Origin of the sequence: Flavobacterium sp. (assembly GCF_024710485.1) — a bacterium.
GTDB lineage: Bacteria > Bacteroidota > Bacteroidia > Flavobacteriales > Flavobacteriaceae > Flavobacterium.
Genome location: NZ_JANJUQ010000025.1, coordinates 1 through 13,219 on the forward strand (window position 1 = coordinate 1; position 13,219 = coordinate 13,219).

Here is a 13,219-nt window from a genome sequence, read left to right on the forward strand (position 1 = left end):
TTTCAGCGTCTTCTTTGATTTTAGCTTTTAACTCGTCTACCGAAGTTACCACTTTTGGCCCGAATAATTTGTCGAACAACTCTTGGTCTAAAGTAGCCGGTTCGTGCGCAATTACTTCGTCGATAGTGAAGGTTACCTCGATATCCAACCCGTGAACATCATCGTGACCTACGGCTAGGTAATCCATTAATTTGTGATCATCATCGAACAAACCTTTGGTTTTTAAGGTAACCACATCGCCTACTTTTTTACCGATGAACGCTTTTTGCGTTTTTTTGTCGGCGAAAGCGTCGATAGCCAAAGTAGTTCTGTTGTTGATGCCTTTTTCCTCGTTAGCAAAAATACCCGAAACGTCGTCTCCGGCTTCTACAACATCTTTAGCAATTAATTTTCCGTATTGTTTTTGGATGCGCGCTACTTGGTCGTTCAACATTTTGTCATCGGCAACGATTTTGTATTGTACCAAGCTGTTTTTAGCGGCTAAATCCACAGTGAATTCCGGCGCTAAACCTAGTTCGAATTCGAATTTATAATCTTCTACATCCCAATTGAAATCTTCGGTTACTTTAGGTAGTGGATTGCCTAGGATGTCTAACTTTTCTTCAACCAAATAGTTGTTCAGGTTTTCTTGCAACAATTTGTTTACTTCGTCTAACAACACTGCTTTTCCGTATTGTTTTTGGATTAAACTCATTGGCACAGCGCCTTTTCTGAATCCGGGGATAGTAGCATTTTTTCTATAGTCTGCTAATACTTTCTCTACTTTTTCTGCGTAATCCGATTTTGATACCTCTACAGTAACTACAGCATTTAACGCGTCTACATTATTTCTTGTGATGTTCATTTTTTGTGTTTTTTACATACTAAAATTGGGTGGCAAAAGTATAACATTTATGCCACCCAACCAAGTTTATTTTATTGATTTTAACGGTCTTATTTTGTATCGCCGGTGATTTGATACACCAAGGATTGCGAAAGCGATAAGATGATACTAAAAAGCATGGCTGTCCAGAAGGAACTAACTTCAAAACCATCGACAAATTCGTCACAAAGCATGATCATAATAGCGTTGATTACCAGCAAAAACAAACCGAGCGTAAAAAAAGTTACCGGCAAGGTAAACAGCACCAATATGGGTTTGACAAAAAAGTTGAGCAAACCTAAAACGATGGCTACGGTTAATGCGGTTGTAAATTCGTCTACGCGAACGCCTTTCATTAAGTAGGCAATAGCCATAACGAGTAAAGATGTGATAAAGATTCTTAATACTAATTTCATAAGGTATTTTAATTTTTAGAAATTCAATTGGACAAAAACCTTGCCGTTTCCTCAAAAAATAATTTCGGATTTTCGGCGTGTAGCCAATGACCAACGTTAGGAATAGTTGCTAGTTTGTAATTGGGAAAATGGTTTTGAATGTTAGGCAAATCAGTGTCTAAAATGTATTTCGAATGGCCGCCGCGGATGAAAAGCGTTGGTTTGTCGAAATGATTTTCAGCAGGTAACGCTTCTCCTATCACCTCAATTTTAGCGTTAAAAACCGGGAGGTTGAATCGGAATGCGAGTTGCCCGGGTTCCTGCCAATAGAGGTTTTTCATTAAAAATTGGCGCGTGCCGAAATCGGGTATGTACGGATATAAGGTCTCTTCGACTTGATTTCTGTCGGGTTGCTCGGAAAAATCTACAGCATTCAATCCGGCCAAAATGTCTTGATGGTGTGGCGCATAATATTTGGGACCGATGTCGGCTACAATCAATTTTTCTACCAAATCCGGGTGCGTGGTAGCCAAAAGCATCGCCACTTTGCCACCCATAGAATGACCAATGACGTTGATGTTGGTTAATTGCTGTTCCTGACAATAATCATATACATCTTGCGCCATCAAGGCATAGCTGAATTCCTCGGAGTGAAAACTGCGGCCGTGATTGCGCAAATCGAGCATATGCACTTGAAACCCTTCGGCGGCGTAAAGCGAACCGAATGATTTCCAATTGTCGGACATACCGAGAAATCCGTGGATGATGAGAAGTGGCTTTCCTTCGCCTTCGATTCTGGAGTGTAACATCTATTTTAATTTTTGCAGATACATATTCACCACATTATCTAAACCAAGATACAATGCTTCAGAAATTAAAGCGTGACCGATGGACACTTCCAACAAGCCCGGAATGTTTTGTTTGAAGAATTGAATGTTATCCAAACTCAAATCGTGTCCGGCATTAATCCCTAATTCCAATTCGTTGGCCAATTCGGCAGCTTTCACATAAGGCTCGATACCGGCTTTGTTGCCTAAACTGTATTGGTGAGCGAAGTCTTCGGTATACAATTCGATGCGGTCGGTTCCGGTTTTTTTGGCACCTTCGATCATTTCCAAAATCGGGTCGACAAAAATGGACGTTCGGATACCGTTTCGCTTGAATTCCGCTATCACTTCAGTTAAATAGTCTTGAAATTGAATTGTATCCCAACCGGCAGAAGACGTAATGGCACCAATGGCATCGGGCACTAAAGTCACTTGTTCCGGTTTGCATTCGAGTACCAAATCGATAAAATTGTGTTGCGGATTGCCTTCGATGTTGAATTCAGTATACACTATCGGTCTTAAATCACGGGCGTCTTGGTAGCGAATATGTCTTTCATCGGGACGCGGATGTATGGTAATACCCTGGGCACCGAATCGTTGAATATCTTTGGCTACTTGTAATAAATCGGGCACATTGCCGCCACGGGCATTTCGCAAAGTGGCAATTTTATTGATGTTTACGCTAAGTTTTGTCATACTTTATTTTTTAACCAAGAATTCGCAAATTATTTTTTTAACTTGGAAAATTGACGAATTAGCGGCAAATTAATTTTTACACAAAAATACAAAGTTAACCAAGTACGCATGTCCCAAAATTTGATTATTTTGCAGTCGCTAAAGAAAAGAATACATGAGAGTACTTTCGGAATACATCAACAACGATTTCAAACCTTTTTTGAGTGACGAAACCGTAGCGGATATTCAGGATTTTTTTACCGACAGCACCTATTCACACTTTCCGGTTTTGGAAGATGGTGTCTATTTAGGCTGTATCTCAGCAGTAGATGCGGAAACATTTGAAACCCAAAAAAGCGTCGCCGATTATCGTTATGCTTTGGAAGGCTTTTTTGTAAGAACCACTATGATCTGGCTGGATGTGTTAGAGGTTTTTGCCCGAAACAATGCCAATGTGGTTCCGATTTTAGACGAAAACAATAAATATGTCGGCTATTACGAGATAACAGATGTCATTAAGTTTTTAAATGAAACGCCGTTCTTAAAAGAAACCGGTGGTATTATAGTGGTAGAAAAAGCCACAACAGATTACTCGATGAGTCAAATTGCCCAAATAGTAGAAAGCAATAATGGAAAATTGTTAGGGATTTTTGTTTCCGAAGCCGGCAACGACAAAGTGCAAGTAACCGTTAAGATTACTTTGGGCGGCATGAATGAAATCATCCAAACGTTTCGTCGATACAACTACGAAATCATTTCGGAACACCATGAAGACAATTATCTGAACAACTTAAAAGAGCGTTCGGAGTATTTGGATAAATATTTGAATATGTAATTGAAAGTACGAAGTAAGAAACACTAATTACTAAGTAAAATCTACACCCTATGAAAGTTGCCATTTTCGGACAGTATTATCAAAACGACACGCGACCTATTATCAAGGACATTTTTGTGTTTTTTAACAAGAATAATGTAGAAATGGTTATTGAAGAAAATTTCCTCAAGATTTTATACGAGGAAAAAATTATTGAAAAAACATATAAGACTTTCACATCACACACCGATTTAGATTCAAGTTTTGATATTTTGATTAGTATTGGAGGCGATGGTACTATTTTAAGAGCCGCCACTTATGTCCGAGATTCAGGAATTCCGATTTTGGGTGTTAATGCCGGAAGGTTAGGGTTTTTGGCGAAAGTCCAAAAAGAAAATATTGCGGCATTTCTTCAAATTGTCATGGAAAAAAAATACTGTATTACTGAGCGCTCTCTGCTCAGCATGGAGTGTTCTCCCGCCCTATCACAATTGGACATTAACTTTGCCATGAACGAAGTTTCGGTGAATCGAAAAGACACTACTTCAATGATTACCATTGATACTTTTCTGAATGGTGAATACCTAAGTTCCTATTGGGCAGACGGTTTGATCATCTCCACACCAACCGGCTCGACGGGATATTCCTTGAGTTGCGGCGGCCCGATTTTAACACCCGATGTCAAAGCTTTGATTATTGCACCTATTGCGCCACACAATTTGAATGCCCGACCTTTGGTAATTCCCGATGATACCGAAATCACCCTGAAAGTATCCGGCAGAGAAGAGCAATACTTGGTTGCTTTAGATTCCAGAATCATAGCGATAAACAACAACACGGAATTGAAAATTAAAAAAACTCCTTTCCATATTAACATGGTCGAAATCCCGGAAGAAACCTTTTTCAAAACTTTACGCAACAAATTACTTTGGGGCGAAGACAAGAGAAACTAGAAAAAAAATTTCGCCCTTTTTATACTACGATTCTAAAAAAAACGTTTTAGAAAAGAACCTTGCTAACCGTAGTAGTTATCAGCACTTTAATTTATTTGGCAGAAATCCGAAATTCATGCTATATAAGTACTGAGAATTGTTATATTTGCACGCTATTTTCAATTGAATGAAAAAGATTTTAGTATTATTTTTCGGCTTATTTTTCCAAAATGTTATAAATGCGCAAATCAACGAGATTGGCGTGTTTTTGGGAGGCAGTAATTTTATAGGCGATGTGGGTAAAACCAACTATATCTCGCCAAATGAGCCTGCTTTAGGAGTGTTGTACCGATGGAATAAAAGTCCGAGACATTCGTATAGGTTTTCCTATATGCAATCTACGATAACTGCTAACGATTTAGACTCGGAGGTACCGGGCAGAAATTTAAGAGGCTATCGTTTTAAAAACAACATTAAAGAGTTTACGGCAGGAATGGAATTCAATTTTTTCGACTTCAACCTGCACGAAATTTTAAAAAGAAAAATAACACCTTATGTCTTCACAGGAGTTTCCTATTTTGCGTATGACGAATTGTATGTAATTAACGGAAATACTCGAAAAGACTATACAGAAAGTACATTGGCCATCCCGATGATTGTGGGAGTAAAAACCAATATTTTGGATCATTTTGTGTTGGGTGTAGAAGTTGGAGCAAGGTATACTTTCACCGACAATTTGGATGGAAGCTTGCCTAAAAATGAAAATTTAGCGCCGTTGCAATTCGGCAATATTAACAGCAAAGATTGGTATATTTTCACCGGTATAACATTAACGTATACTTTTACTGAAAAACCATGTTATTGCGCAGAATAGAGAATGAATCTAACCGATAAAATAAACAAAGACAATTTACCCAAGCACCTGGCTATCATTATGGATGGCAATGGTCGTTGGGCTAAACAGAAAGGTTTAATGCGAGCGTTTGGTCATGAAAACGGCACCAAATCGGTCAGAACTACTGTAGAAACCTGTGCCAAATTAGGCATAGAGAACTTAACCCTTTACGCTTTTTCCACTGAAAATTGGAATCGCCCAAAATTAGAGGTTGATACCTTAATGCGATTGTTGATTTCTTCTCTGAAAAAAGAATTGGATACCCTTCAAAAAAACAACATTCGTTTGAATTGTATCGGAAACATCGACATGTTACCTGATAGTGCCAAAAAAGAACTTTTGGCTGTTATGGAAAAAACGAAAAACAACAACCGGATGACATTAACATTAGCATTGAGCTACGGTTCTCGCGAGGAATTGTTAAATGCTGTTAAAACCATCTGTGATAAAGTTAAAAATAATATAATTTCAATTGATGCGCTTGATGAATCAATTATTAATCAGCATCTTTACACGCACAATCTGCCCGATGTAGATTTGGTAATCCGAACCAGCGGCGAACACAGAATCAGTAATTTCCTGCTGTGGCAAATCGCTTATGCCGAGTTCTATTTTACCGATGTATTGTGGCCCGATTTTAAAGAAGATGATTTATATGAAGCACTCATCAGCTATCAAAAAAGAGAACGAAGATTTGGAAAAACAAGTGAACAAATTAAATAATATTTCAGTGCATATTAATACTTTAAAAACATTTCTGATTGTTTGCTTTTTCGGAACTGTTTTTCAACTACACGCCCAAGACAGAATCCCATTTGATCAAGGAAAAAAATACATATTAGCCGACGTTAATGTGATTGGCAAAATCAGTTACAACCAACAAACCGTAGTAACTTTTTCCGGCCTGGAAAAAGGGCAGCAAATTACCGTTCCGGGGGAACAAATCAGTAACGCCATCAAAAAACTAGGTAAGCTTGGTTTATTTAGTGAAATTGACTTTTTTATTAATAAAACTGAAGGAGACAGTATCTGGCTCGATTTAAACATAGCAGAACTTCCTAAGTTGAGCGATGTCAAAATTCAAGGCGTGAAAAAGTCGAAAGTAGAAGATCTTATCAAAGAAAATAGCCTGACCAAAGGTAAAATAGTAAACGAAAACCTTATCACGACGACCAAAAACTATTTGGAAAACAAATACAAAAAAGACGGATACTTTAATACGAAAGTTTTCATCACTACTACACCTGACACGACTGAAGGAAATCAGGTGAAAATGTTGGTTAATATTGACAAAGGTGACAAGCTCAAAATAGCTAAAATCAGGTTTGACGGCAACGAGAAATACTCTGATAAGAGTTTGAGAAGTGCTATGAAAAACACCAAACAAATCAACCCTATTCGTATTTTCAAAGCGTCAAAATTCATCAAAGACAAATACCAGGAAGACTTAACTTCTATAGTAGCCAAATACAAAGAAAAAGGATACCGCGATGCCCGAGTAATTTCGGACTCCGTATTCTTGAATGCTAAAAAGACGAAATTGGCCATCAACATCAAAGTGGAAGAAGGTAGAAAATACCACTTTGGGAACATCAAATTCCTTGGAAATTCTGTTTATTCAGACCAACTTTTAGGCCGTGTTTTAGGAATTAAAAAAGGTGACACTTATAACGGTGTATTATTGGAAAAAAGGATTGCCGACAAAACCAAACCGGATGGAGAAGACATCACTAACTTATACCAAAACAACGGTTATTTATTTTCCAATATCAATGCTGTAGAGGTTAAAACGGCTAATGATACCATTGATTTCGAAATCAGAATTACGGAAGGCCCGATTGCCTATTTCAACAACATTACTGTAGTTGGTAATGACAAAACCAATGACCGAGTAATTTATCGTGAATTAAGAACCAAACCGGGAGAAAAATACAGCAAAGAAGACTTAGTAAGAACCATTCGTGAGATAGGACAATTAGGCTTTTTCGATCCGGAATCCATTGACCCGAGATTTAAAAATGTTGACCCTGCTGCCGGCACTGTTGATATCGAATACAACGTAGTGGAAAAAGGATCGAGTCAAATTGAATTGCAAGGAGGTTACGGTGGTGGCGGATTCATAGGAACGTTGGGACTTTCGTTCAACAACTTTTCCGCCCGTAACATGTTCAAAAAAGACGCCTACAAACCCCTTCCTATGGGTGACGGACAAAAAGTAGCCTTACGTTTACAAGCGAGTTCATTTTTCCAAACCTACAGTTTATCGTTCTCAGAACCTTGGTTAGGCGGTAAAAAACCGATTCAGTTTTCTACTTCCTTATCACACAGTAAGCAGTTTTTGTATAGCGGTCGATCTACCAATGTAGACAGAAGCAAAAGCTTTAATATTACATCTCTTTCTGTGGGTTATGCAAAAAGATTGACCGTTCCGGACGACTTTTTTGTATTCTCTAACTCGGTGAGTTTTCAGTATTACGATTTGAACAACTATAATACCGGTTTGTTTACCTTTGGAGACGGTGCTTCTCGAAATTTAGCCTTTACTCTGGGATTAAGCAGAAACAACAAAGGGGTGAATCCAATTTATCCGACTTATGGTTCTGAGTTTAGTTTTACCGCTAAATTCACTTTACCTTACTCTGCTTTCAACGGTATAGATTATGGCGACTTAGAAAACCAGGAAGCATACAAGTTAAAGTTTAAAGCTAATGCAGGAATAAATCCTGTTCAAAATGCCAATGGTGAATTACCGGCTGTTGGAGATTACATAAGAGAAACTGCAGAAAACTCGAGGTTATATGAAAAAGTTTACACTTATCAAGAAGCTGATGCCGATAGAGGAAGAGTTGACCAAGAAAAATTCAAATGGTTGGAATACTACAAATTAAAATTCAAAGCCGATTGGTATACCCGATTAGCCGGTTCCCCATCAAAAGCTTTAGTATTAAGAGCCTTGAGTGAATTTGGATACTTAGGTGCATACAATAATGGTAGAGGCTTAGTTCCTTTTGAGCGTTTCTTCTTAGGAGGTGACGGTTTAGCAAACTTCGCTCTCGACGGAAGAGAAGTTATACAGTTAAGAGGATACCCTAACCAATCGTTATCCAACCAAGACGGAGCCACAGTTTACAACAAATTCTCTTTAGAATTGCGTTATCCTTTAACCTTGAAGGCTGCCGCATCCATTTATGCCCTTACATTCTTAGAAGCGGGTTCATCATTTGATACTTTCAGAGAATACAATCCTTTTGTACTGCAACGTTCTGCAGGATTTGGAATTAGAATCTTCATGCCTGCCTTTGGTTTATTAGGAATTGATTTTGCTCACGGTTTTGATCCGGTTCCAGGATTTACTCAAAAGAATGGTTGGGAAACACATTTTATCATTGGTCAACAATTTTAATTATATTTGATACATATTTTTAAATCATAAGGGCATGAAAAAATATTTTGCAATAACACTTTTTCTTTTATTCCTCGGCTTCAAGACCAATGCGCAAAGTCGCGGAGTGAAAATCGGCTACATTGACATGGAGTATATTCTACAAAATGTACCTGATTACACAGAAGCCAAAAACCAATTGGAACAAAAAGCCGAAAAATGGAAGCAAGATATTGAAGCCAAAAAAGTTGAAATTGCAAAATTAAAAGATGCTCTTAAAACCGAAAGAGCTCTACTTACCAAAGAACTTATTGAAGAGCGCGAAGAAGAAATTAAATTCCAAGAAAACGAACTCATCGACTTCCAACAAAAAAAATTCGGCCCTAACGGTGATTTAATTACCCAAAAAGCCGTTCTGGTAAAACCCATACAAGATCAGGTTTTTACGGCCGTTCAAGACATCGCCGAACTTAAAAAATACGATTTCATCTTCGATAAGTCTTCTGATTTGACTATGTTATTCTCTGCTAAAAGACACGACATCAGCGACCAAGTAATTCGAGCTATCACCCGTGCCGAAAGAAGAGAACAACTCTCCAAAAAAGAGCTTAAAGAGCAAGAGAAAAAAGAATACCAAGAAGATCTTGAAGATGAAAATCCGGCCTTAGCCGCTAGGAAAAAAGCCTTGGAAGATAAAAAAGCAGCGCGCGATAAGATGATGGAAGACAGAAGATTAGCCGCTGAAGCCAAGAAAAAAGAAGCCGACGACAAAAGAAAAGCGGCTGCCGAAGCAAGAGAAGCAAAAAAAAGTGGCACGGTTCCTGCTAAAGACAAACCGGGAGACAAGCAAACTCCAGAAACCGCCAAGACAGCATCAGACAGCACAGCCGTAAATTCAAAAGAAGCCAAAGCAGCTGCCAGAGCCAAATTAATTGAGGATCGCAAAAAAGCGCTGGAAGACAAAAAGAAAAAAATACTCGAAGACCGAGAAGCGGCCAAAAAAGCCAAAGAAGACAAAAAAACAGAAACAAAAACAGAATAAATAATTAATTAATACTTTTTACAATGAAACGATTGAAATCATTACTAATAGCTACTGTATTGTTTTTAGGAGCAAGTCAAACCATCAATGCGCAAGCTAAAACGGCACACGTAGATGTAAATGAAATTATTTCTAAAATGCCTGCGATGTTAGACGCTCAAAAACAATTAGAAAAATTGAGTGCTACTTATGATGCCGAATACAAAACAATGGCAGATGAGTACACTAATAAAATGAAAAAATACGAGCAAGAAGCCAATACTGTTGGAGATGCTGTTAACCAAACCCGTCAAGCTGAAATGCAGGATTTAGTAAAAAGAATCACTGACTACAGAGACAATGCTCAAAAAGAATTACAAAAGAAAGAATCAGACTTGGTAAAACCTTTAATGGATAAAATCAAAGCTTCAATCCAGAAAGTAGGAAAAGCTAAAGGTTACCAATACGTATTAAACGTAGCTGATTTATTGTTGTCTGACGGTCCGGACTTAACAGCTGACATCAAAAAAGACTTAGGTTTCTAAAATCAAAAAAATAATTTTTAAAGCTGCTCATTCCTTACAGGTTTGAGCAGTTTTTTTTATTTTTGTGATATGACGAACAATAATCCAATAGGCCTTTTTGATTCAGGTATCGGTGGCACTTCCATTTGGAAAGAAATCCACGAACTCTTACCCAAAGAAGATACTATTTATCTGGCAGACAGCAAAAATGCGCCCTATGGACAAAAATCAAAGGAGGAAATCATTCACCTCAGTTGTAAAAACACAGAGTTTCTTCTACAGCAAAACTGCAAAATCATCGTCGTGGCCTGCAATACCGCAACCACCAATGCTATTAAAGAATTAAGAGCCAAGTACGATGTGCCTTTTATCGGTATAGAACCGGCTATCAAACCTGCAGCGCTGAAATCACAACAACACGTCATCGGAATCTTAGCTACGCAAGGGACGCTCAACAGTGAATTATTTCACCAAACCGTACAAAAATTTCAAGACACCAAAATCATTGAACAAATCGGAAACGGATTAGTCAAACTAATCGAAAACGGCGACATCAACTCCCCAGAAATGAATAAGTTATTACACACTTATCTTCAACCTATGATTCAAGCCAATATCGACTATCTCGTACTCGGTTGCAGCCATTACCCATACTTGATACCGCAAATTAAAAAAATCCTCCCAAATCACATTAAAATCATCGATTCAGGTGAAGCAGTAGCAAGGCAAACCAAAAAAATATTAACTGAAAGTGTAGGCTTAAGTCAGGACACAAAAAAAGGCAAAGCGGTGTTCTATACCAACGCCAACCCAAAAGTGTTGAGTGACATCTTAAAACACCAATACGAAGTAATTCAAAAAGATTTTTAGGAGCCAAACTTAGGGCATTCATTAAACCTTATTCCCGCTGTACGAGTTACGCGGTAACTACTCCCATCGGGGCTAAACTCAAACTAAAGGCTCCTATTCATTGTCGTCTTTAAACCAACTCGAATACATCACATAATTATTGGAAATACGTTCAATTTCGCCGGCAAAGTCCGATTGATTGATATCCTTAACCTTCTTAGCCGGAATACCGGCATAAATGCTCCCTGATTCAACAACCGTGTTTTGTGTTACAACAGCACCGGCAGCTACAATAGCATTGCTTTCCACCACACAATTGTCCATTACAATAGCACCCATACCAATCAAAACATTGTCGTGTATAGTACAACCGTGCACAATAGCATTGTGCCCGATAGAAACATTGTTCCCGATAACCGTAGGATGCTTTTGATACGTACAATGAATTATAGCCCCATCTTGTATGTTAACTTTGTTCCCAATTTTTATAAAATGAACATCGCCACGAACTACAGCATTAAACCATACACTACAGGAGTTTCCAAAAGTTACATCGCCAACAATAGTAGCATTTTCTGCCACATAACAATCTTCAGGTATTTGAGGATGTTTTCCGTTTACAGATTTGATTACCATAAAAAAATAGTCCCGAATAATCGGGACTTGTATTTAAAATTAGTTAATAGCAGGACAATTACAGTGGTATTTCTCAGGAGAACAGAATAAGTTGATTCCCAAAGTTAACTGGTGAAAACCACCGGAATCAAATTTAACATTCCCTAACAAATGTGAATACGTATAAGAGAATACGTAATTTTTAAAGTTAACACCAATAATAGGAGTAACATATTGCATCTTTTGGTCTGAAACAGCATTTCCTTCTATGAATTGAGCACCATCTAAACTTCTTCTGTAAGAAAGTCCACCCCAAAGCATTCCAAAATCTAATTCTTTGTAAGCTTTGATATTTAAATCAATATTTTTTTCTTGCGTTTGCGTTACCAATTGGAACATAAAAGACGGTTCCCACAAAATAGTTTCAGGATCTCCAAAGGTATAACCGGCATTCAAGATAAAACGTCTCAAGTTAACAGGCTCACGATCTGAGTATAATTTTCTGTCACTGGCTAAAGCATTTTTCACAGTAGCATGTACATAAAAATCAAGGAAATTATAAGAAGCTCCAATATCAACGTTAAAATACGAAGCTCTCTGAATGGAATTAAAAATCAAAGGATCATAAGATGGATCATTGGTGTAAAAAGTGCTTTGATCCAAACTACTCTGTACAAAACCAGCGCTCATACCGAATGACAACTGATTCAAATCCACTTTATCACGCGAAAACAACAAATGGTGTGCATAGGTCAATTTCATTCCCGTTTGTGAGTGATATCCATTTTTATCATTAAAAACAATTATTCCGCCCCCAGATCTTTCTCCTAATGAACCGTTAAAACTTAAAGTCTGCAAAGCCGGTGCATCTTCCTGACCAAACCATTGCTGTCTTGCAGTAAGTCGGACCTTAGCACAATTAGCAGCCCCTGCCATAGAAGGATGTAATAAGTAATAATTATCCGAAAGATAATCCGAATAAACCGGTAATCCTTCTTGGGCATTTGAAAGTTGTGATACCAAAAGCACTGCTAATAAGCAAATTTTTCTAAAATTCATTGTAACTATCTTTTTAATGAGAAATGGGCCTTAAATTGTTTCATAGTTCCTTGCTCCGGATAATCAACTGTAAACCAGTAATCTGTAGCCGGCAATAATTGTCCGTTATAGGTTCCGTCCCAACCATCACCTGCAGAACTAATCTGTTTAATTAGTTTTCCAAAGCGGTCAAATATATAAATTTTTGTTGTATTGGCATAATTAAATAATCCGCTTACATTCCATTTATCATGGAAACCATCACCGTTTGGTGTAAAGTATCTCGGGTAATCTATCACTTGTACATTTTCAATGGATACCACTCCACATGAATATCCATCCGGACTTCTAACATCCCATACATAAATCGTATGACTGCCCAACGATACA

General features: G+C 37.9%; 15 protein-coding genes. 8 read left to right on the top strand and 7 right to left on the bottom strand.

Annotated features, from left to right (window positions below; all coding sequences use genetic code 11):
• From Q0M21_RS06090 to Q0M21_RS06105, 4 genes are all read right to left on the bottom strand, one after another.
• Positions 1–844 (bottom strand): trigger factor (locus Q0M21_RS06090; protein WP_295335708.1); only part of this gene is annotated, 844 nt, incomplete at its 3' end.
• An 89-nt stretch (positions 845–933) separates the two neighbouring features.
• Entirely contained in the window at positions 934–1,278 is a 345-nt protein-coding gene (locus tag Q0M21_RS06095; RefSeq protein ID WP_295335710.1) for a phage holin family protein, read from the bottom strand.
• A gap of 23 nt (positions 1,279–1,301) precedes the next feature.
• Positions 1,302–2,066 carry an alpha/beta fold hydrolase gene (locus Q0M21_RS06100; RefSeq protein ID WP_295335712.1) on the bottom strand — a complete coding sequence of 255 codons (765 nt, stop codon included), beginning with the start codon at positions 2,064–2,066 and terminating at the stop codon, positions 1,302–1,304.
• A complete protein-coding gene (locus Q0M21_RS06105; protein WP_295335716.1) occupies positions 2,067–2,780 on the bottom strand; it encodes a pyridoxine 5'-phosphate synthase in 714 nt (237 codons plus the stop codon).
• A 154-nt stretch (positions 2,781–2,934) separates the two neighbouring features.
• On the opposite strand from Q0M21_RS06105, the gene Q0M21_RS06110 reads away from it, so the two are divergent.
• The 8 genes from Q0M21_RS06110 to murI all read left to right on the top strand — a co-directional run bounded on the left by Q0M21_RS06110 (position 2,935) and on the right by murI (position 11,197).
• Positions 2,935–3,594, top strand: a complete 660-nt coding sequence (locus Q0M21_RS06110) for a CBS domain-containing protein (RefSeq protein ID WP_295335719.1) — start codon at positions 2,935–2,937, stop codon at positions 3,592–3,594.
• 50 nt (positions 3,595–3,644) lie between these two features.
• Positions 3,645–4,526, top strand: a complete 882-nt coding sequence (locus Q0M21_RS06115; protein ID WP_295335722.1) for an NAD kinase — start codon at positions 3,645–3,647, stop codon at positions 4,524–4,526.
• Positions 4,527–4,692: 166 nt separating this feature from the next.
• Positions 4,693–5,379 (top strand): DUF6089 family protein, encoded by a 687-nt coding sequence (locus Q0M21_RS06120; RefSeq protein ID WP_295335724.1) that lies wholly within the window; start codon positions 4,693–4,695, stop codon positions 5,377–5,379.
• 3 nt (positions 5,380–5,382) lie between these two features.
• A complete protein-coding gene (locus Q0M21_RS06125; protein WP_295335726.1) occupies positions 5,383–6,123 on the top strand; it encodes an isoprenyl transferase in 741 nt (246 codons plus the stop codon).
• The gene (locus Q0M21_RS06130; protein ID WP_295335729.1) at positions 6,056–8,803 is read left to right on the top strand and encodes a POTRA domain-containing protein; all 2,748 of its coding nucleotides are present in this window, start codon (positions 6,056–6,058) and stop codon (positions 8,801–8,803) included. The genes Q0M21_RS06125 and Q0M21_RS06130 overlap by 68 nt, the downstream gene beginning before the upstream one ends.
• 34 nt (positions 8,804–8,837) lie before the next feature.
• Entirely contained in the window at positions 8,838–9,824 is a 987-nt protein-coding gene (locus tag Q0M21_RS06135; protein ID WP_295335731.1) for an OmpH family outer membrane protein, read from the top strand.
• A gap of 23 nt (positions 9,825–9,847) precedes the next feature.
• On the top strand, positions 9,848–10,348 hold the full coding sequence (locus Q0M21_RS06140; RefSeq protein ID WP_295335734.1) for an OmpH family outer membrane protein: 501 nt from the start codon (positions 9,848–9,850) through the stop codon (positions 10,346–10,348).
• A gap of 69 nt (positions 10,349–10,417) precedes the next feature.
• Positions 10,418–11,197, top strand: coding sequence for a glutamate racemase (gene murI / locus Q0M21_RS06145; protein WP_295335737.1), 780 nt, complete (start codon positions 10,418–10,420; stop codon positions 11,195–11,197).
• 93 nt (positions 11,198–11,290) lie between these two features.
• Here the strand turns inward: murI and Q0M21_RS06150 are convergent, their stop codons facing one another.
• The 3 genes from Q0M21_RS06150 to Q0M21_RS06160 all read right to left on the bottom strand — a co-directional run.
• A complete protein-coding gene (locus tag Q0M21_RS06150; protein WP_295335740.1) occupies positions 11,291–11,812 on the bottom strand; it encodes a gamma carbonic anhydrase family protein in 522 nt (173 codons plus the stop codon).
• A gap of 39 nt (positions 11,813–11,851) precedes the next feature.
• The gene (locus tag Q0M21_RS06155) at positions 11,852–12,850 is read right to left on the bottom strand and encodes a type IX secretion system membrane protein PorP/SprF (protein ID WP_295335742.1); all 999 of its coding nucleotides are present in this window, start codon (positions 12,848–12,850) and stop codon (positions 11,852–11,854) included.
• A 5-nt stretch (positions 12,851–12,855) separates the two neighbouring features.
• Positions 12,856–13,219: T9SS type B sorting domain-containing protein (locus tag Q0M21_RS06160; RefSeq protein ID WP_295335745.1), on the bottom strand; the 364-nt coding region annotated here is incomplete at its 5' end.

Coding starts and splice junctions, on each gene's coding strand:
- Q0M21_RS06110 (WP_295335719.1), top strand. CDS start 2,935: ATGAGAGTACTTTCGGAATACATCAACAACGATTTCAAACCTTTTTTG.
- Q0M21_RS06140 (WP_295335734.1), top strand. CDS start 9,848: ATGAAACGATTGAAATCATTACTAATAGCTACTGTATTGTTTTTAGGA.
- Q0M21_RS06115 (WP_295335722.1), top strand. CDS start 3,645: ATGAAAGTTGCCATTTTCGGACAGTATTATCAAAACGACACGCGACCT.
- Q0M21_RS06130 (WP_295335729.1), top strand. CDS start 6,056: ATGAAGCACTCATCAGCTATCAAAAAAGAGAACGAAGATTTGGAAAAA.
- Q0M21_RS06125 (WP_295335726.1), top strand. CDS start 5,383: ATGAATCTAACCGATAAAATAAACAAAGACAATTTACCCAAGCACCTG.
- Q0M21_RS06095 (WP_295335710.1), bottom strand. CDS start 1,278: ATGAAATTAGTATTAAGAATCTTTATCACATCTTTACTCGTTATGGCT.
- Q0M21_RS06155 (WP_295335742.1), bottom strand. CDS start 12,850: ATGAATTTTAGAAAAATTTGCTTATTAGCAGTGCTTTTGGTATCACAA.
- Q0M21_RS06105 (WP_295335716.1), bottom strand. CDS start 2,780: ATGACAAAACTTAGCGTAAACATCAATAAAATTGCCACTTTGCGAAAT.
- Q0M21_RS06100 (WP_295335712.1), bottom strand. CDS start 2,066: ATGTTACACTCCAGAATCGAAGGCGAAGGAAAGCCACTTCTCATCATC.
- Q0M21_RS06150 (WP_295335740.1), bottom strand. CDS start 11,812: ATGGTAATCAAATCTGTAAACGGAAAACATCCTCAAATACCTGAAGAT.
- Q0M21_RS06135 (WP_295335731.1), top strand. CDS start 8,838: ATGAAAAAATATTTTGCAATAACACTTTTTCTTTTATTCCTCGGCTTC.
- Q0M21_RS06120 (WP_295335724.1), top strand. CDS start 4,693: ATGAAAAAGATTTTAGTATTATTTTTCGGCTTATTTTTCCAAAATGTT.
- murI (WP_295335737.1), top strand. CDS start 10,418: ATGACGAACAATAATCCAATAGGCCTTTTTGATTCAGGTATCGGTGGC.